Source organism: Tenacibaculum aquaeponti (assembly GCF_057221555.1).
The window spans coordinates 1,712,163-1,733,409 of record NZ_CM170147.1; the positions used below are offsets into that span (position 1 = coordinate 1,712,163).

15 protein-coding genes and 2 tRNA genes are annotated in these 21,247 nt (G+C 31.8%); 4 read left to right on the forward strand and 13 right to left on the reverse strand.

The features are described from left to right. Positions 1-6: 6 nt before the first annotated feature. On the reverse strand, positions 7-3,243 hold the full coding sequence (locus AC2TEO_RS07585) for a TAT-variant-translocated molybdopterin oxidoreductase (RefSeq protein WP_442267527.1): 3,237 nt from the start codon (positions 3,241-3,243) through the stop codon (positions 7-9). 68 nt (positions 3,244-3,311) lie between these two features. Next, a complete protein-coding gene (locus AC2TEO_RS07590) occupies positions 3,312-4,610 on the reverse strand; it encodes a c-type cytochrome (RefSeq protein WP_442267528.1) in 1,299 nt (432 codons plus the stop codon). A gap of 216 nt (positions 4,611-4,826) precedes the next feature. On the opposite strand from AC2TEO_RS07590, the gene AC2TEO_RS07595 reads away from it, so the two are divergent. Further along, complete coding sequence (locus AC2TEO_RS07595) at positions 4,827-5,189, forward strand: SPOR domain-containing protein (protein WP_299682470.1); 363 nt, start codon at positions 4,827-4,829, stop codon at positions 5,187-5,189. 100 nt (positions 5,190-5,289) lie between these two features. Beyond that, positions 5,290-6,584, forward strand: a protein-coding gene (locus tag AC2TEO_RS07600) for an IS3 family transposase (protein WP_442265835.1) whose coding sequence is annotated in 2 segments (ribosomal slippage) — positions 5,290-5,656 and positions 5,656-6,584 — 1,296 coding nt in all. Because the reading frame shifts where the segments join, the coding sequence is not laid out codon by codon here. Between the two features lie 29 nt (positions 6,585-6,613). On the opposite strand, the gene AC2TEO_RS07605 is transcribed toward AC2TEO_RS07600, so the two are convergent. Genes AC2TEO_RS07605 through AC2TEO_RS07615 form a run of 3 tightly spaced genes read right to left on the reverse strand, consistent with a single transcriptional unit; the run spans position 6,614 to position 10,030 of the window. Continuing rightward, the gene (locus tag AC2TEO_RS07605) at positions 6,614-7,219 is read right to left on the reverse strand and encodes a TetR/AcrR family transcriptional regulator (protein ID WP_442267529.1); all 606 of its coding nucleotides are present in this window, start codon (positions 7,217-7,219) and stop codon (positions 6,614-6,616) included. A 3-nt stretch (positions 7,220-7,222) separates the two neighbouring features. Next, entirely contained in the window at positions 7,223-8,431 is a 1,209-nt protein-coding gene (locus tag AC2TEO_RS07610) for an NADH:flavin oxidoreductase/NADH oxidase family protein (protein ID WP_442267530.1), read from the reverse strand. A 6-nt stretch (positions 8,432-8,437) separates the two neighbouring features. Next, positions 8,438-10,030: a GMC oxidoreductase gene (locus AC2TEO_RS07615; RefSeq protein WP_442267531.1), complete on the reverse strand. Its 1,593-nt coding sequence runs from the start codon at positions 10,028-10,030 to the stop codon at positions 8,438-8,440. Between the two features lie 421 nt (positions 10,031-10,451). Here AC2TEO_RS07615 and AC2TEO_RS07620 point away from each other — a divergent pair, with 421 nt between their 5' ends. Next, positions 10,452-10,853, forward strand: a complete 402-nt coding sequence (locus AC2TEO_RS07620) for a hypothetical protein (protein WP_442267532.1) — start codon at positions 10,452-10,454, stop codon at positions 10,851-10,853. A gap of 33 nt (positions 10,854-10,886) precedes the next feature. On the opposite strand, the gene infB is transcribed toward AC2TEO_RS07620, so the two are convergent. From infB to AC2TEO_RS07660, 8 genes are all read right to left on the reverse strand, one after another. After that, positions 10,887-13,775 carry a translation initiation factor IF-2 gene (gene infB / locus AC2TEO_RS07625; RefSeq protein WP_442267533.1) on the reverse strand — a complete coding sequence of 963 codons (2,889 nt, stop codon included), beginning with the start codon at positions 13,773-13,775 and terminating at the stop codon, positions 10,887-10,889. A gap of 94 nt (positions 13,776-13,869) precedes the next feature. Further along, positions 13,870-15,126, reverse strand: coding sequence for a transcription termination factor NusA (nusA, locus tag AC2TEO_RS07630; protein ID WP_442267534.1), 1,257 nt, complete (start codon positions 15,124-15,126; stop codon positions 13,870-13,872). Between the two features lie 10 nt (positions 15,127-15,136). Further along, complete coding sequence (gene rimP, locus AC2TEO_RS07635; protein ID WP_442267535.1) at positions 15,137-15,598, reverse strand: ribosome assembly cofactor RimP; 462 nt, start codon at positions 15,596-15,598, stop codon at positions 15,137-15,139. Positions 15,599-15,767: 169 nt separating this feature from the next. Next, positions 15,768-16,400 (reverse strand): hypothetical protein, encoded by a 633-nt coding sequence (locus tag AC2TEO_RS07640; protein WP_442267536.1) that lies wholly within the window; start codon positions 16,398-16,400, stop codon positions 15,768-15,770. Positions 16,401-16,428: 28 nt separating this feature from the next. Beyond that, a complete protein-coding gene (locus AC2TEO_RS07645; RefSeq protein ID WP_442267537.1) occupies positions 16,429-16,611 on the reverse strand; it encodes a hypothetical protein in 183 nt (60 codons plus the stop codon). A gap of 62 nt (positions 16,612-16,673) precedes the next feature. Continuing rightward, positions 16,674-17,306, reverse strand: coding sequence for a response regulator (locus AC2TEO_RS07650; RefSeq protein ID WP_442267538.1), 633 nt, complete (start codon positions 17,304-17,306; stop codon positions 16,674-16,676). Between the two features lie 240 nt (positions 17,307-17,546). Further along, positions 17,547-17,617 (reverse strand) — tRNA-Gln (locus AC2TEO_RS07655). Positions 17,618-17,760: 143 nt separating this feature from the next. Next, positions 17,761-17,831: transfer RNA gene (locus AC2TEO_RS07660), tRNA-Gln, on the reverse strand. Between the two features lie 187 nt (positions 17,832-18,018). On the opposite strand from AC2TEO_RS07660, the gene AC2TEO_RS07665 reads away from it, so the two are divergent. Continuing rightward, a complete protein-coding gene (locus AC2TEO_RS07665) occupies positions 18,019-21,195 on the forward strand; it encodes a glycosyltransferase family 117 protein (protein ID WP_442267539.1) in 3,177 nt (1,058 codons plus the stop codon). The last annotated feature ends 52 nt before the right edge of the window (positions 21,196-21,247 follow it).

Sequence of the window (21,247 nt, forward strand, 5' to 3'; positions counted from 1 at the left end):
TAATTGTTAAGCTTCGTTTGTATTTCTTACTTTCACTTGATACACTACGTTTGGTTTTGTACCAATGTAATCTAACACGTAGAAAGCTCTTCTATCTTCTTTTAATTTACTCACTGTATCCTCAGAGTTATTTAAATCTCCGAAAGTCATTGCTCCTGTAGAACAAGCTTGAGAACATGCAGTTTGAAATTCATCTTTCTTCACTGCTCTTCCTTCTCTCTTAGCTTTTAATATAGTAGCTTGAGTCATTTGGATACACATAGAACATTTCTCCATAACCCCACGAGAACGAACAACTACATCTGGATTTAACACCATTTTTCCGTATTCGTTATTCATGTTGAAGTCGAATTCTTCGTTCTCAGCATAGTTGAACCAGTTGAAACGACGTACACGGTAAGGACAGTTGTTTGCACAATAACGAGTACCTACACAACGGTTATAAGCCATTTGGTTTTGACCTTGACGACCGTGAGAAGTTGCTGCTACTGGACATACTGTTTCACAAGGCGCGTGATTACAGTGCTGACACATCATTGGTTGGAAAGTAACCTGAGGGTTATCTGCTGGATTTTCTAAAGCATCAAATAACTTACCTTTACTTAATCCTAAAACTTCTGTAGCATATCTTCTTTCTAACTCTTGATCTGCAAACTTCTTAAATTCAGTTTCAGCATTCTTTTTAGCCTCTTCTGGATTATTTCCAAGACCTTCGTATTTCTTAACTAATTCAGCTTTGAATTCAGCTTTGAATTCGTCGATAGTCATATCTCCTTGAACTTTTGAAGAATAATAACGATCGATGCGTAACCAGTGCATATCTCTACCTACACGTACTTCATCTTTACCTACAACTGGAACGTTGTTTTCTGCATGACATGCAATAACACATGCTCCACAACCTGTACATGAAGATAAATCGATAGATAAGTTAAAGTGATGACCTAAACTTCTATCATGTTCATCCCATAAATCTATTTTACTTCCTTCAGTTTCTTGGTGATCATAAGAAACCATGAAAGGCTTATTCCAAGTATGCTTAGGATCTAAAGACTTATTATTAACATCTTTTAAAGATGCTTCTCTTAAAATATCATGACGTCCAGCTAAAGTACTTTGAACTTGTAAGCAAGCAAACTTATACCATCCACCAACGTTTTTAATAGATACTCCTAACTGAACGTTATTTCTGTTTTGATATAATGGGTAAGCATTTACCCCAACTTGCATTTCTTCTTTTAAGTTTTGAGTTCTACCGTAACCTAAAGCTAAACCTACAGAACCTTTTGCTTGTCCTGGCTGAATAATTACTGGAACTTTTAATGTTTGACCTCCTAAAGTAACTTCTGCAAAATTACCGTCGATAGCTCCATTATCTTTTACTGGATTCTTAAACCCTAATGCTTTTGCATCTACTGGAGACACTGTTAAGTAGTTATCCCAAGAAGCACGAGTAATTGGATCTGGGAATTCTTGTAACCAAGGGTTGTTTGCTTGGTTACCATCTCCTAAAGCAACTGAAGTATATAAGTTTAATTCGAATTCTGAACCTTGAACTTTAGCAATTGCTTTAGCTGCTTCTAAAACAGAAACACCTGAAGTTGCTACGCTAGTCTCATCTCCTTCTTCAGTAGATGAAGTTTCTATAACAGCTTCAACAGCATCTACAACTGGTACTGATGCTGCAAAGAATCCATCGTGTAACGCTTGATTCCAAGAAGCACCATTTAATATGTTAGTACTCCAAAATTCTTTAAGAGTATCATAATAATTTTTAGTAGCTCCAGTCCACTTCAATAAAACATCTTGTACTTGACGCGTATTGAATAATGGAGCAATTGTTGGCTGCATTAAACTATACTTTCCTACTGTTGCCATAACATCTCCCCAACTTTCTAAGTTGTGAGGAGTAGGTAAAGTAAATTGAGTAGTTGCTGCTGTTTCATCATCTTGAGTAGATAATGCAACTGAGAAACCTAACTTTTTAACTGCATCACCAAAACCAGCTACAGAATACGCTGGATTTACATTATAAGTAATTAAACCTTTAGCTTTACCAGAAGTTACATCTTTAATTAACTCAGCAACTTTAGTATCGCTACCTTGGCGTAATAAATTTACATTTTCAGTATCAATTACAACACTTCCTAAAGCTTTGTTTATAGCTAAAGCAATAGTTTGTGCATTTTTATCATTAATACCTGCAAGAACAACTGCTTTTTTACCAGCCTTCTTTAAATCTTTAGCTAATTTTTTAATTTCTGCATCAATTGGAGTTTCTTTAGAAGGTAAACTTCCACCTGTAATTGCATTATATAAATTAACTAAAGCGTGCATTTGAGTTGATGGCTTAGCTACTAAACGCTTATCCGCATTTGCACCAGCTAAAGACATATTTGCTTCAATTTGCACGTGGTAAGACATCTTACCAGAATCTACTTGTCTTCCTTCAATATAAGACTTCTCGTAACCACCTTGCCAGTCACCTAAGAAATCTGCTCCAAAAGACGCGATTACTTCTGCCTTACTTAAATCGTAATTCGGTAAAGCACGTTTACCATACATTGCTTCGAAAGCATCAGCAGTACCACTTTCTGAAACTGCGTCGTAAACAACATGCTTTACATTAGGATATTTAGCAATAAAATCTGCAACCACTTTTTCAGTAGACGGACTTGCTAAAGTACCTGTCATTAAATATACTAATCCGTTAGAAGCTTTTAAACTTTCTAACTTAGCTATAATTTCTTTGTCTGCATCTGCCCAAGAAACTTGAGTTTCCCCTTTTCTAGGTTCTTTAACTCTTAATTTCTCATCATATAATGATAAAACTGATGCCTGAACTCTCGCTGTAGTAGTTCCTCCTGCCTCTTTATTTGGCATAATTTGGATTGGACGACCTTCACGAGTTTTAACTAATACGTTGGCAAAATCGAAACCATCAGAAATTGTTGTTGCATACCAGTCTGCTACACCAACTACAATATCATTAGGTTGAACTACATAAGGAATCGATTGTCTTACTGGACCTTCACATGCTGCTAAAGAAGCTGCTGCTGTTGTGAAACCTACATATTTCAAGAAATCTCTACGAGAAGTTGAAGAATTTTCAAGAGTTTCTTTGTCTCCTAAGAACTCGTCTGTAGGAAGCTCTTGAACAAACTCTTTACCACGTAACGTTTCAACAACTGAACTTTCATTAAGTTCTTCAACACTTTGCCAGTATTTTTTGTTTGAAGCCATTTATTTGTTTTTATTAAATGATTGAGAGCTTTTACACTCTCAATTATAGAATTCTTAATTAATTATTTTTAGTAATGACACTTACCACATTCTTTACCACCTAATTGAGCGATGGTAACTTTATCTACACCATACTTCTCAGCTAACTCCTTATGGATTTTAGCATAGTATTCATTACCCTTCAAGTCAACATTTGTTTCCTTGTGACAATCGATACACCATCCCATAGTTAATGGAGAATGTTGATACAACTCTTCCATTTCTTCTACTGGACCGTGACATTTCTGACATTTAACACCTGCAACAGTAACGTGTTGTGAGTGGTTAAAATATGCAAAATCTGGCAAGTTGTGAATTCTAACCCAATCAATTGGCTTTTGCTCACCAGTATATTCTAATTTTTCTGCATCCCAACCTACATGTTCGTAGATTTTAGCGATTTCTTTATCTAATTCTGCTTTACCAACTACTCTTCCTCCATCTTCTAATACTACTTTAGTATCTTCAGCTACTTCAGAAATGTTTTTATGACAGTTCATACAAACATTTAAAGAAGGAATACCTGAATGCTTACTATGCTTAGCAGCAGAGTGACAGTATTGACATTCGATTTTATTATCTCCTGCGTGAATTTTATGCGAGAATAAAATTGGCTGTACTGGCTGATAACCTTGATCTACACCAACTTTAAATAAAGTACCAAATAACACATAAGCAGTAATTAATGCTCCGAAGATTACAAACAACACGTGTAAAAATGTATTCTTTTTAATCCCTTCCCATAATTCTGCAGCTTGCCCCATTAAACCTGGAGTCTTAGGCGCACCTTTTAATTCACTTACAGTTTTAAGTAAGTTTGCAATAATTAAGAAAGCAACGATAATAGCCGCAGCTAATATCCACAGCACCCATGTTGGCGCAGAACCTCCTTGATCACCGCCTCCATTGTTATCTATAACAACTTTATCCTTTATTGGGTCACCAACAGTCGTATAATATAAAATATTATCAATTTGCTCATCACTAAACTGAGGAAAAGCTGTCATATTTGACTGCTTCCATTTGTTATAAATCTCGTTTGCATAAGCATCTCCTGAAGCTCTCAACTGAGCATTGTTACGGATCCACTTCTTTAACCATGCATTCTCCAATCGACTCTCAACACCTCCTAAAGCAGGACCTGTTGCATCCTTATTAAGTTTGTGACAAGAAGCACAATTTGCATTAAATAATTTTCTACCAGCTTTTTGTCGATCCTTATCGACATCTTGAGCATTTATAGAAATACTTACTAAAAAAACGAATAAGAAAGTAAGGCTATTAAGTAGTACTCGACTAAGTTTACTGTGATAATTCACACTTTTCATACTATAAAAATATATATTTCGTATCTATTTTGTATAACGTTTACACTTGTGGTAAAAAATTACCAGGTGCTTAAACTCGGACAAAATTACTACTTCTCTTTAAAATGTGAAATGTTAAGAGATTCCTAATTTGCAATTTATATCGATTCTAAATAAATAATTTTAGCAATCTATTAGATGACAAGTCGTTACTTTTGTAAAAACTATAAACGAAATATGATAAACGGTAAAATTTTAGCATTTATATTGTTTTTAATTTTAGGATTTTGCATTGGTCATTCACAATCTAATTACACTAGTGATCAAAGTATTAATTCACTCTTAGCTAAAAAAAGAAAGTACAATAAAAAGAATGGAACTGGATATAGAATTCAGTTGTATAATGGTAACGAACAACGTGCAAAAAACATTAAACATAACTTTATGTTGAAGTTTTCTGAGTTTGGAAAACCAAAAATGAGTTATGAATTGCCTGAATGGAAAGTAAAAGTTGGTCGTTTTAACACCAAATTAGAAGCTGATAGAGCTTTAAATAAAATTAAAGAAAAGTTTTCGGGAGCAATTGTTATCCCATATTAAAAACTTCAATTATATAAAAAAGGATCAAACGCCGTTTGATCCTTTTTTATTTTGTTAAAGTGTCTCGTCCTGAAATAGCGTTACACAAATTTGTAACCTTATGAACGACAACATTTACCGCAAACGTACTCAGAAAGATTATACGATGAGTTTTAAACTTTCGGTTGTATCGGAAGTAGAAAAAGGCGAATTAACCTACAAACAAGCTCAACTTAAATATGGGATTCAAGGAAGAAGTACTGTTTTAGTATGGTTGAGAAAATATGGTAACTTTGATTGGACTGATCAAACACCATCTAATATGCCAAAATCACCAGAACAAAAATTATTAGAGTTAGAGCAAAAATTACGTCAATTAGAAAAGCAAAACAATCGTTTAAAAGCTCAAGCAGCAGCATCAGAGAAGAAAGCGATACTGTTTGATATGATGATTGATTTAGCTGAGAAAGAGTATAATATTCCTATTAGAAAAAACTCCAAAACCGAGTAATTGATATGTTTGTTTTACAAAAGAAAGAAAGTATTTCTTCTACCTGTAAATTACTTGGGTTTAGCAGACAGGTCTATTATCGAGCTAACTATAGAGTTAAGAAATCTCAATCAATAGCCAATAAGGTTGTTGAATTGGTTAAGCGTGTAAGAATGGAACAACCAAGTATTGGGACAAGAAAACTGTATTATCTTCTTTCGGAGGAATTAAGCAGTTTAGCTGTTGGAAGAGATCGATTATTTGATATTTTACGAGCTAATAAACTATTGATAAAACGACAAAAGAGTTATCACATTACAACCAACTCTCATCATCGTTTTAGAAAACATACTAATCTTATTGAAAATCTGGAAATAAATAGACCAGAACAAGTATGGGTAGCAGATATTACATATTTAGGCAATCGTAAGAACCCTATGTATTTATCATTAATTACAGATGCATATTCTAAGAAAATCATAGGATATCATTTGGATAAAACTTTAGAAGTAAGCTCAACGGTAAAAGCCTTGGAGATAGCTATGAAAAATAGAGTATATCCAGAGAAGGAACTTATCCATCATTCAGATAGAGGATTGCAGTACTGTAGTAACATCTATCAAAATATTTTATCAAAACATAATATTAAATGTAGTATGACAGAATCATACGATCCATATCAAAATGCGATAGCTGAACGGGTTAATGGAATCTTAAAACAAGAGTTCTTTATTGCTACCACAAATCTAGATATTAAGATAATGAAGAAAATAGTAAAGCAATCAATAACTATTTATAACTCTAAAAGACCGCATTGGTCATGTCATTTTAAAACTCCTAACCAGGCACATCAACAAAATAAAATGAAGATAAAATCATATCGAAAAAAAACATCATCTAAAGCTATAGATTTAGATGATGTTTAATATATTTAATCAATAAATAACTGTAACGGTTATTTAGGACTAGTCAAAGCTTTAATTCTCAACTGTAAATATTGTGAAACAATATCTTTTAAGCTTAAGTTTTCATCTTTAAAACGCTCATGATCTGTCATTATATTCATAATAAAAGCGTTATCCATAGCTAACAATAGAGTAATATTCAAATTCGTAAAAACATCAGTTTTCATACCTTCTTCATAAATCAAAGAAAAAGTAATTAAAACTTTATCTGTTATGCTTTTAATTTCAGTCCAAATTTGCGGAAAATTAGTTTGAATTTCATCTAAAAAATGAATTGAAATACCTTCTATTGCATCACTTATTTTTAATAAAATAGATTCATACAAAACGACTAAGTCGGAATCATTAGGTAACTCATCAAAAACTACTTCTTGAATATCATTCAAAACCATAGTTACCATAGTTTGATAGATCTCATCTTTAGTTTTAAAATAAGTATAGATTGTACTTTTACTTTTTTGAATAAGTGCTGCTAAATCATCTAAAGTTAATTTATTAAGTTTTTCATATTGCACTTTGTAAAACAACTCTTTAACCCAAACTTCTGCTTTTTTAGACAGTTGTTTTCTTTCTCTATCTATTGCTTTTCTACCCATAACTTAAAACCAACCTTTTACCATTTCATTCTTAGTTAATCTTAACACGGCAAGATATGGATTATAGTTTGGCTTTAATGATTTTCCTTTCGCTAATTGATGTATTTGATAATCGTAAAAACCAGCTTCAGCAAAATCTTTCATTTTCTTAATTTTAAACTCAAAAATAGCATCGCTTACTCTATAATTCTCATCCTCTAGAAATGCCTTTGGAAAATTTAGATCAGTAATAAATGGACGTGCAAACCCGATCATTTTTAATTCTTTATTGGCTAAAACATCATTACAGAACTTTTGAGATCGAAATCCACCTGTAACCATTATTGGTAGTGTTGTTTCTGATTTGATTTTTTTTGCAAAATCAAGAAAATAAGCCTCTCTCTTACATGTTGATTCACGTTCGTATCGTTCTGTTAGAAAGACAATATTTTCATAAGTTCCACCAGATATTTCAAGTAAATCTATCTTTAAATACTCTAACTTTTTAATTACAAACATTGCGTCTTCTTCGTTAAATCCACCTCGTTGAAAATCGGCGCTATTTAATTTAACTGAGATGGGGAAATCACCTCCTAAAGTTTGACGAACTCGTTTAACAATATTAAAAAGTAGTCTTGCTCTATTTTCGATATCTCCTCCATAATCATCTTGTCTTTTATTTGTTTTTGGAGATAAAAACTGACTCAATAAATACCCATGAGCAGCATGAATTTGCACTCCTGTAAAACCTGATTTTTTTGCTAAAGCAGCAGTGGTTACAAAACGATTTTCAACATCTTTAATTTCATCTAAAGACATCGCTTTAGGTTTAGCAAACAGCATTAATTTTTTAAGCTGAATCGCAGAAGGAGCTATCGGTTTGAAAGTTGAAAAGATAGACGATTGACGACCTGCATGATTAATTTGAGCCCAAAAATGTGTATTATTTTGCGTTGCTACTTTTGTTACTTCTTGTAAAGCTGCAATACCACTTTCATCTTCTAGAACAATATTTGCAGAAGCTTCTTTGTAACGTTTATCTACCAAAATATTTCCTGAAATTAATAATCCTGCTCCATTAGAAGACCAATGTTGATATAAATCAGCAATCGCTTTAGTGGCGTGTTGTTTTTTATTTGCTAAACGCTCGGTCATAGCTGCTTTTGCAATTCTATTTTTAATTATAACTCCACAAGGAAGTTCAAACTCTTCTAAAATCGGTTTTGCTTTCAATACTATTTATTTTGTTAGTTGAGTTTCAATTTTATTTGGAATTTTAGACATAGCTAATTCTGAAATAGCTGTAATTGACAACGAAGGATTTACTCCAGGATTTGCAGAAATCATCGATCCATCACATACAAACATATTCTCGTAACCAAAGACTTTATTGTTTTTATCAATAACTCCTTCTTGTTGGGTTTTCCCCATTACTGCTCCACCCAAAATATGAGCTGTAGTTGGAGTTCCTAATAATACATCTGCAAAATTCGAAAATGGAATCGCTTTAACTTTTTCTCCTAATATTTTTGCCAATTTAGATGCTTCAGGTATAAAACCACTTGGTGCTTCGTTAGATTCTTTTTCAGTTTTCAACTGTGTTACTTTTCCTAATTTTAATCGTAATGTACTATCTAAAGTCTGCATAAAAAGTAATACTGTTGTTCGTTTACTGTAGGCTTTTGTAAATATTGTTTGAAATAACTGAACAGGTGATTTAAACAACACTCCAAAAACTCCTAAAATTCGAACTATTGCATATTTATGTTGTACTGAAGGAATTGTTAGTGTTCTAAAAAACCCAGAACCTTTTCCATAACGAACAGGTTCTAGATGACTATTTTTATCGATATGTAGAATCGAACCTATTGCTATTCCTTTTGAATAATCTTTAGATTTCTTCTCTGTTGATGTTAGTAATAATAACGACTCATTATTTGTTCTAATATTTCCACCAACCATTTCAGATAGATTCGGTAGTGATTTCTTTTGTTTCAATTTTAACAGTAAAGGTACTGTTCCTAAAACTCCACCAGAAAATACAACTCCATTTGCTTCAACTTTCTTTGTTTTAGAAAATTTCGATGTACTTTTATTGAAATGAATTTCATACCCAGATTTTCCATTCACATTATTTTTAGGCAACACATCTAACACTTCATGTTCCGCTATAATTTCTACACCTAGCTTTTGAGCAAAATAGAGATAGTTTTTATCCAACGTATTTTTAGCATTGAATCTACAACCTGTCATGCAAGCTCCGCAATAATTACATGCAGCTCGATCTGGACCTTCGCCGTTAAAATATGGATCTTTTACTTTTTCTCCAGGTTTGCCAAAATGGACTGCAACTTTAGTTGTTGAAAAATGTTCTTCTCTATCTAAATCTTTCGACAAATCTTTGATTAAATGATCAGCTGGACCGAAATATGGATTCTCTTCTGCACCTAACATTCGATACGCTTCTTTATAATGCGGTGCAAGTTCTGTTTCCCAATCTTTAAGTCCATTCCAACTTCCTGAGGTAAAAAACTCCTTTTTAGGAATAGGCAACGTATTAGCATAAGTTAAAGAACCACCACCAACCCCAACTCCAGAAAGTATACTTACATGATTTAAATACGTCATTTTAAAAAAACCAAACAACCTTAATCGAGGTTCCCAAAGCCACTTTTTTAGATTCCAGTTTGTTTTCGGAAAATCTTTTGATTTAAACCATTTTCCTTTTTCGATTACCAAAACAGAATAACCTTTTTGAGCTAATCGTAAGGCACTCACCGAACCTCCAAAACCACTTCCTATGATTACATAATCGTATTTATCTTTTAGCATATTTATGATTTAAGTTTATTCAACTACAGTATTAAAAAGCGTTTAAATCTCCTTATAATATTCTAAGTACTTTTCAATTTACCTTTACTTAAAACAAAACTATTAACACAAATATAGTTCGATTTAAATTAAATTATTAAATATATTTACAACTAAAAATGAAAGTTTTATGATCTTTTTACTGGATTTGATTCTTAAAAAACAATTATGTAGATTTATCTAGAAATAATATATCAAGTGTAATTTGAGTCTAAAAAAAGATATTTTATTATATTCATTAACAAATAGTGTTAAACAATAAATCACACCCCCCTCTATTTATTTCGTAATTAAAATTAAATATTAAACAATTATTGCATAACCTTATGAGAAATAAAAATGGCAGATATGCTAAAGAAATAATAAAGATAGAAGGTTACAAATGAAAGCATTTAAAAGTTTAATTTCAATAACAATATATTTATTCTTTACCGTAGGAGTATTACCTATTATAAATGTAGCTATAGAAGAAATGAAAAATGGAAATGCATGCCCTAAGATTAGCAACTTTCCACTCTGTTATATTATTTTAATATTGTTTTTAATTGCTTTGATTTCACACATTACAAACAAAATGAAATTTATATATTTTACATCTATAGGAATTGCATTTATAATTGCTACAATAGTATCCATACTACATATGAAAGGAGATTTTGTTTGTCCACGAACTTTTATAAAAGGGACACCTAAATGTTATTATGCTGTAGGTTTATTATTTAGTTTAATATTTTTGAAAATATTACATATTAGGGATATAGAAAAAGACCTTATGAAAACATAAGGCCTTTTGAATTTTATATAATTATTTAATTGATTACTTCAATTTCTTTTTAACTGCTACTTCGATATAAACTTCAACTACATCGTCAACTTTAATATCATTGAAATTCTTTATTTGCAATCCACAATCGTAACCTTTGGTAACTTCTTTAACATCGTCTTTGAAACGTTTTAACGAAGTTAACTCTCCATCATGCACTACAATTCCTTCACGAATAATTCGAACATTAGCATCTCTTGTGATCTTACCACTCATTACCATACATCCTGCAATGTTTCCAACTTTAGAAATCTTATAAACTTCTCTGATTTCCACATTACCAATTACCTCTTCTTTCATTTCAGGAGATAACATACCTTCCATTGCATCTTTAAGATCGTTGATAGCGTCATAGATAATAGAATAAGTTCTGATATCTACTTCTTCTCTATCTGCAACAACTCTAGCATTAGATTGAGGACGTACATTAAATCCGATAATGATCGCATCAGAAGCAGAAGCTAATAAGACATCAGATTCTGTAATTGCTCCTACACCTTTATGTAAGATATTTACTTGGATTTCTTCAGTAGATAATTTCTGGAAAGAATCTGTTAATGCTTCTACAGAACCATCTACATCTCCTTTTAAGATGATATTTAACTCTTTGAAATCTCCTAAAGCAATACGACGTCCAATTTCGTCTAATGTTAATGTTTTCTGAGTTCTAACAGATTGCTCACGCTGTAATTGAGAACGCTTAGCTGCAATTTGTTTTGCTTCTCTTTCATCTTCAAATACATTAAACTTATCACCTGCTTGTGGTGCTCCGTCTAAACCTAAGATAGAAACTGGTGTAGAAGGACCAGCAACTTTCACTTTTTTACCGCGCTCATCAAACATTGCTCTTACCTTACCACTGTGTTTACCAGCTAGTAAGTAATCACCAATTTTTAAAGTCCCAGCTTGCACTAAAATTGTAGAAACATACCCTCTACCTTTATCTAACTGCGCTTCCACTACAGTACCAACTGCATTCTTATTTGGATTTGCTTTAAGTTCTAGCACTTCAGCTTCTAATAATACTTTTTCTAATAATTCATCAACACCTTGACCTGTTTTTGCAGATATTTCTTGTGATTGTATATTTCCACCCCAATCTTCTACTAATAAATTCATAGTAGAAAGTTGCGTTTTAATATTATCTGGATTTGCGTTTGGCTTATCAATTTTATTGATTGCAAAAACGATTGGTACATTAGCTGCCTGAGCATGAGAAATTGCTTCTTTAGTTTGTGGCATTACGTCATCATCAGCAGCAATTACAATAATTACTAAATCTGTTACTTGAGCACCACGAGCACGCATTGCTGTAAAGGCCTCGTGACCTGGTGTATCTAAGAATGCAATCTTTTGACCATCTTCTAGAGTAACCCCATAGGCTCCAATATGCTGAGTAATCCCCCCACTTTCTCCTGCTATTACGTTTGCCTTACGGACGTAATCTAGTAAAGATGTTTTACCATGATCTACGTGTCCCATTACCGTAATAATCGGAGCTCTTGGTAATAAATCTTCATCTCTATCTTCAACCTCTTCGATTGACTCTTCAACTTCAGCACCTACGAATTCAACTGTATAATTAAACTCTTCTGCAACTATCTTAAGTGTTTCAGCATCTAAACGCTGATTCATTGTTACCATCATTCCTAACATCATACATGCAGAAATAATATCAGTAACTGGCTTATCCATCATCGTAGCAACTTCACTTACAGTTACGAATTCGGTAACTTTAAGTACTTTTTCTTGTGCTGCTTGCATTTCTGCTTCAGCTTGCTGACGATGTTGATCTCTTTTTTCTCTACGATATTTAGCTCCTTTACCTTTACTAGATTTCCCTTGAAGTTTTTCTAGAGTTTCTCTTACTTGTTTTTGGATTTCAGCTTCGGTTAGCTCTTCTTTTTTAACCTCAGGTCTTCTTCCTCTACCTCTTTGGTTTCCACCTCTTCTGTTTCCACCCGCTGCTTGACCTCCTCGGTTATTTCCTTGTCCGCCTCGGTTATTTCCTTGACCTCCTCCTCGGTTATTAGTATTGTTTCCTTGTTGGTTATTATTTCCAGTACCTGGCTTTGTAATTCTTCTACGTTTTCTCTTATCGTTATTATTAGAATTATTACCGTCTTTGTTTTCTGGTTTTTTCTTTTTAGGTCTTTCAAATTGCTTTAAATCAATTTTCTGACCTGTCATTTTAGGACCATCTAACTTCTGATACTTTGTCTTTATTTTTTCAGCATTCTCAGGAGTTACTTCTTTAGCAACCTCTTTTTTCGGCTCTTGCTTTTTTGCTAAATCTTTCCTCCCATCATTCTTTTTATTAGCAGCATTTGCAGCGTTAGAAGCTTTATCTATTGGTTTTTGAGGTATTGGTTTCACAGTTGCCTCTTTTTTCATTTCGACAGGCTTTTTCTCTTCAACTACTACCTTAGGAGTTTCCTTCTTTTCAACCTTTATAGGTTCTTCTTTAACCTCAACTACTTTCTTAGATTCCTCTTTAACCTGTTCTTCTGGTTTAGCTTTTGGTTTTTCTATATCTATTTTCCCAACTGTTTTGAGTTGAGGTTTTTCTGCTTTAGCTTTTAAAACTTCTTGTTTTTTTGCTTCTTCTTGTATGCGCTTAGCTTCTTGCTCTGCTTCAAGTCTTTTACGAATTTCTTCTTTTTCTTTTCGCTTTTCTTCGCTTACTTCTTGAGAAGCCACTCTTTTAGATTTATCAGTCTGAAAACCATCTAATAAAATCTGGTATTCAGCATCAGAAATCTTAGTAGTAGGGCGTGCTTCTATCTCATGTCCATTTTTTGACAAGTGCTCCACCGCTCTATCTAAAGAGATATTTAATTCTCTTAAAACTCTGTTTAGTCTTAATTTTTTAGCTTCAGCCATAAATAGTTATTATACTTTATATTGATCATGTTTTCTAATTCTTTAAAGAAAACATGCTGTTAATTTTTAAGGTATCAACAAACCTATTATTAATCTATTCTTCGAATTCTTCTCTTAGAATTCTTTGAACATCAACAATTGTTTCCTCCTCTAGATCAGTCATTTTCACAAGCTCAACTACATCTTTTTCTAATACGCTTTTTGCTGTGTCAAGACCAATTTTCTTGAATTCTTCAATTACCCATGCTTCTATTTCGTCAGAGAATTCTGTTAATTCAACATCTTCCTCTTCAATACCTTCTCTTTGCACATCGATTTCATATCCTGTTAACTGACTTGCTAAACGAATATTAACACCTGATCTACCAATTGCTTTAGAGACTTCTTCTGGTTTTAAAAGTACATTTACACGTCCTTTTTTACCATTCTTTTCTTCCTCGAACTTTATAATTTCTACAGATGTCACTTTAGCAGGACTTAATGCTCTTGAGATATATAATTGTTCGTTTTTTGTGTAATTAATTACATCAATATTTTCGTTCCCTAATTCTCTCACTATACCGTGAATACGAGAACCTTTAACTCCAACACAAGCTCCAACTGGATCAATTCTATCATCATATGAATCTACAGCTATTTTAGCTTTATCTCCAGGAATTCTTGCCACACCTTCTATTGTAATTAAACCATCAAAAACTTCAGGAATCTCTTGTTCAAATAATTTTACTAAGAAATTTGGTGATGTTCTTGATAAAATTATTGCTGGTTTATTTCCTTTAAGTTCTACTTTCTTAATTACACCTCTAACAGCATCACCCTTTCTAAAAAAGTCTGAACGTATCTGTTCTGTCTTTGGTAATACAATCTCATTTCCTTCATCATCAAGTAAGATTACAGCATTATGACGAATATGATGTACTTCCGCGCTGTAAATTTCACCTTCTAAATCTTTAAATTGCTTAAATACATTTGTACTATCGTGTTCATGTATTTTTGAAATTAAATTTTGACGTAATGCAAGAATCGCTCTTCTCCCTAAATCAATTAATTTAACCTCTTCAGAAACATCTTCTCCAATTTCGAAATCAGGCTCAATTTTTCTTGCTTCAGAAAGTTCTATCTCTTCATTATCATCTTCAGACATTCCATCTGCAACAACAACTCTATTTCTCCAAATCTCTAAATCTCCCTTATCTGGGTTAATAATTATATCGAAATTATCATCAGAACCATATTTACGTTTCAATGCTGAACGAAACACTTCTTCTAAGATAGACATAAGAGTAACTCTGTCTATACTTTTGTTGTCTTTAAAATCTGAAAATGACTCAATTAATGCAATATTCTCCATTTTCTTGCTGTTAAAATATAATTTTCACTTTTGCTTCTTTAATATCTTTATACAGTACTTCTACTACCTTCTCTACTGTATGTTTACCTTTACCTACTGGTTTCGGCTCTCTTGTTTTCCATTTTAAAACAATATTATCTTTATTTACTTCAGACAATATTCCTTCAAATTCTTCATCTTCCGTTTTAACCTTTAAAGTTCTATTTAGGTTTTTATTGTACTGCCTTTTTACTTTTAAAGGATGAGAAATATCCGGCGAGGTTACTTCTAACGAAAAATCCTCTTCTTCTCTATCTAAATTATGCTCAATATTTCTACTAATTCTAATACATTCATTCAAAGGCAATCCTGTATCTCCATCAACTATCACCTTAATCTTATTATTAGCAAGAAATTGCAAATCGATAAGGAACAATGCGGGGTTCTCATCTAGAGCTTCTTGTAATAATTCTTTTACTTTGTCTTGATTCATTTTAGGTATAAAAAGAGGGGACTGTTTGTCCCCTGCAATTATCTTATCGAGAATTTCTGTGCAAATATAATAACTTATAATATACTAAACAAGTAAAGTTAAGGCCATAAACAGAGTTATTAATACTTTATAAGAAGAGTCGAATTTAAATTCGACTCTTCTTATAAAGTTATTTTATGGGTTGTTCAATTATTTTAGCCATATCCTCTGTTTTATCTTCATCACAATTTACCATAGCGTAATAAGATACTTTCATTAGTTTCTTCTTCACCTTCCTGTTCCAAGTAAGTTCTTTTTTATGAAACAACCATACCGAAAAAGAAACCAAAATAGTTGTAATTACAGCCAAAATATAATATTCTCCCCTACTTAAATCCGCAGATGATTGAAAAACCCAATAAATCTTCACTATTGAAAACAAAAGAAAAACCAAGTGTATAATTTTAATTCCAATATTCTTTTTTCTTTCTTTTACACTGATGTATAGATGATAAACCACATATAAAAAGAAAAGTAATGTTGGAAAAAATTGATATGAAAAAATTTTAAAACTTTTAAACCCTAAAAATTTATCATCTTCAATCGCCTGATTATAATCGGCTTTAGATTTTTTAAATTGTTTATTCACATGTATATACCTAGCATATAAATCAGGATTGTTTTGCCTTACATAACTCTTTAATTCATTTAACTCTTTAGAATTTGCTTTCCTCTCTAGAATTACCCTCTCTCTTGTGACTATAGTAGCTTTTCCTTCTTTCTCTAAAAACTCGAAAGCAAAAAACAAAAACGCCACTATCACTCCAAAAACTATATAAAACAATATAGCTTTAGTCTTCTTCCATGTCTGGATCCTCTGTTTCTGAATCAGGTGCATTTGCATCTTCTTTGTCTATACCGAATTGTTCTGCTTCAATGATTTGCCCATTACTTGTTACTATTTCTTCGTTTTCTGTACAAGAAACAAAACTTACCATAATTACTAATACTATAATTTTAAATAAATTTTTCATGATTATGTGATTTGAGTTTACAAACCACTAAAATTAAAAAATTTATACTTTTATAACCCTACTTACCCTACATTGAATTTATGCTTAATTGTTAATACAGCTAATCCTATTCTTCTCTTTAACTTTAACCCCTTTACCATTCGGGAAATTATAGTATTAAACGAACTTTTTGCCATTCGCATTTCATCACATATATCACAAGCTTCCATGTTCTCAGTTAAAACCTGAAGTGCTTGCGCTTCTCTTGGCATCATCACACTTTGTAATGTCACCATACTATCTTGTTCTAATTGTTTAGAGATAATGATATCTATAACAGAATCTGTATAAAACCTTCTGCCCTGACTTAACTTATGCAAAGCTTCTTCCAATTCTTTACACAACTCAACTTTAGACACATAACCCAAAGCACCTAATAATATTGTCTCTTGAATTTGCCTGACATCATAAGATCCAGATACAATTAAGAATTTCGGAACATTTTCTTTTCCAAAAAAGGTTTTTAATATTTCGATCCCATTCATGTCTGGCAATTTTAAATCTAAAATAACCACATCACATTCATTAGTATCTAACCATTGGATTAGCTCAGCCCCTGTTTTAGCTGAACCCACTACTTTATGCACAGAAGTTTTTAAAACGGCCTTTATACCATCAATGATCAACTCATGATCATCAGCTATAAATACTTTCATTTTTCTCTTTAAATTTATTACTGCAAGAAATACAGTCGGAGGTTAATTAATTTAAATATGTAACAAATATAACAAGCCGACTTAAATTAATCGACAGTCAAAACCCTAATGTTTTAAATAATTACAAAAAAACTCAATTTACTTACACAAAAAACACAATTTTTAAGAAAAAAACAAGAAACCACATAACACAACTAATAAAAAACAAAAAACCTTCAAGAAAACTTGAAGGTTTAAAAGTTGGCCTACTAGGACTCGAACCTAGAATAACGGCACCAAAAACCGGTGTGTTACCATTACACCATAGGCCAATTTTGTGGGTGCAAATATACAAACAAAATTCATTAAAAAAAACACTAAAGTTATTTTTTTATACTCAATTTAAATATTTACTTTTTTTTAAAAACAACTTTATTCAAAAAAAAAGTTTCTACTATTTGTAGAAACTTTGAAGTTGGCCTACTAGGACTCGAACCTAGAATATCGGTACCAAAAACCGGTGTGTTGCCATTACACCATAGGCCAATTATTATTGCGGCTGCAAATTTATAACTATTTTTCAATTTTGCAAATTTTTTTTTCTTTTAACACAACTTTATTACCAAAATGTAGGCTTTCTCTTATTTTTGTTTGTTATTGATTGCAAGAGATAACTACTATAACTTTTAACATAAAATATTTAGTACATTCGCATTGATTTTTTATTCAAATTATGAAAGACTTTAGTTTCAAAAAATGGAACGTAATATTAGGATGGGTTTCATTTAGTATTGCACTTATTACTTATACTTTAACACTAGAACCTACCGTTAGTTTTTGGGATTGTGGAGAATATATATCTACAGCTGTTAACTTAGAAGTTGGCCATCCACCTGGGGCTCCTTTATTTCAAATGTTAGGTGCATTTTTTGCTATGTTTAGTAGCAATCCTAGTAATTGGGCTTATTTGGTAAACTTTATGTCTGGATTAGCAAGTGCTTTTACAATTCTTTTTATGTTTTGGACTATTACTAATCTTGCAAAAAGATTAGTAAATAAAAACAATAATTTTACTCTTGGAGAAAAAATCGCTGTATTAGGAAGTGGTCTTGTTGGATCTTTAGCATATACATTTTCTGATAGTTTTTGGTTTAGTGCTGTAGAAGGTGAAGTATACGCTATGTCTTCATTTTTAATGGCTATTTTATTTTGGTTAGGATTAAAATGGGAAAGTGAAATGCACCTGGCAAGAGGTAATAAATGGCTAATTGTGATTAGTTATGTTGTTGGTTTATCTTTTGGTGTTCACATTCTATCGCTTTTGGTTATCCCATCAATAGTAATGTTATATTTCTTTAAGAATTACAAGGATATTAATATTAAAACTACAAGTATAGCTACAGTAATTTCTATACTGGTATTAGCTTTTGTTTTTAAATTTTTATTTCCTTTTACACTAAAATTCTTTAGTGCATCTGAATTATTCTTTATCAATTCAATTGGACTTCCATATAACTCAGGAACAATTATAGCTGCACTTCTTTTAGTTGGTTTATTTGTTTATGGTTTAAAATACACACGTCAGAAAAATTTAGTTTGGGTTAATACTGCCATATTATCTATTTTATTTATAATGATTGGCTTTTCTACTTGGTTAATGTTACCTATTAGAGCCAATGCCGATACAATTATTAACGAAAACAATCCTTCTAGTGCTAGAGAATTATTAGCCTATTATAATCGTGAACAATATGGAGATGCTAATGTTTTTTATGACAAATATTATTCATTTGCTTTCCAAAAAGAATTAGAGAAAGATTCAAATGGAGATGATATCTACATAAATGATAAACCTAAATATGAAAAAATAAATGGTAAATACGAAATCGTAAATCACTACGAGAATGTTATCCCTAAATGGTCTAGCAAACATAAAGGATTTATACCAAGAATGGTTGATCCAGGAGCCGAGCAATATTATAAGCAAATTGCAGGAATCCCATTAAGAAGTCAACGTAGACCGACTTTCGTTGAAAACTTAAAATTTATGTTTAACTATCAATTCGGATATATGTATGGTCGATATTTCATGTGGAATTTCGTAGGTAGACAAAATGATATTCAAGGACATTTAGACAATAATGGAAATTGGTTAAGTGGAATAAAACCTATAGATGAATTCTTTGGAATTCCTCAAGAAAAATTACCAGATGACGTAAAAAAAAATAAAGGTAGAAATACTTATTTCTTCTTACCTTTAATTTTAGGAATCATAGGTTTATTATATCATGTAAAAGAAGACAAGAAAAGATGGTATACTTTAGGATTATTTTTTGTTTTTACAGGTTTCGCTATTATTTTTTACACAAATCCTAAACCTTTTGAACCAAGGGAGCGAGATTATGCTGTTGTAGGATCATTTTATGTGTTTGCTATTTGGATTGGTTTTGGAGTTTTAGCTTTATACGAAGCTTTAAAAACTTACGGCAAAAAACCAATAATAGCTTTAGCTATTTCTATAGTATCTTTACTAAGTGTTCCTACACTAATGGGATTCCAAAACTGGGATGATCACGATAGAGCTGATCGTTATATAGCTCAATTAAACGCTCAAACCTATTTAGAAAGCTGTGATCCTAATGCTATAATATTTACCATTGGAGATAATGATACTTTCCCTCTATGGTACATGCAACAAATTGAAGGAGTTCGTAGAGATATTAAAATCATTAATACGAGTTTATTTGCTACAGACTGGTACATCGATCAGATGAAGAAAAAAACATACGATGCAGATCCTATTCCATCTAAATTACAACATCATCAGTATAAATACGGGACTTTAGATATCGCTTATCATTTCCCACATCCTAAATTAAAAGATTCGGTAATTCCTATCAAATCTTTTATGGACTGGATTACTACTGATCATGAAGCTACATATTTCGAATCTCCTAGCGGATTGAAAGAAAAATTATTCCCTACAACAAGAATTCGTATTCCTGTTAATAAAGAAAATGCATTAAAATATGGAATTGTAGCTCCTAAAGATGCGGATAAAATGGTAGATTATATTGATATAAATATTGATGAAGCTATCACTAAAAATAGAATTTTAATGTTAGATATTTTAAATAACTTCGACTGGAAACGACCAATTTACTTTACTGGCGGTGCTGGAGCAGACGAAGAATACATCTGGCTAAAAGATTATTTACAATTAGATGGAATGGCATACAAGTTGGTTCCTATTAGAACTCCTATTGCTGGTAAATCGATGTTTGATATGGGACGAATTGACCCTGAAAAAATGTATAATAATGTTAAAAAATGGGACTGGAAAACTATAAATAACGGAGAAATTTACTTAGACGAACAAGCAAAACGTAATGCAATTTCTTTACGAAACAACTTAATGCGTTTATCTGAAGAATTTTTAATAAAAGAAGATACAGCGACAGCTAAAGAAGTTTTAGATTTATCTCTTCATAAAATGCCTATTAAAGATTTTGGTCACTACAGTATCTCTTTAGGATATCCAGAACTATATTACAGAATTGGTGATAAAGACAAAGCTAGACAAACTGCTGAAACTCTTTTAGATATTTTCAATCAACAACTAGAGCATTATAGTACTTATGATGACATTGCTTATATCGCAGATGATTTAGAAACAACAATATTTATGTATCAAAATATCATGGCTCAAATTAGACGTTTTGACAGCGATATGACCTACAAGAAAACAATTGAAGAAATGTTTAATAATAAACTTTTCTTACTAAACCATTTAATACAAATACCTGAAGAAGAATCTAACTTACCCGAATTAAATAAACAAGAACTTCAATTGCTAGACTCTATAGAAATGCTTCAAAAACAACTCTTAGACTCTACACCAGCAAAATAAAATCATATAAGAGTGTCTGTTAAAACAGACACTCTTTTTTATACAGCACTTA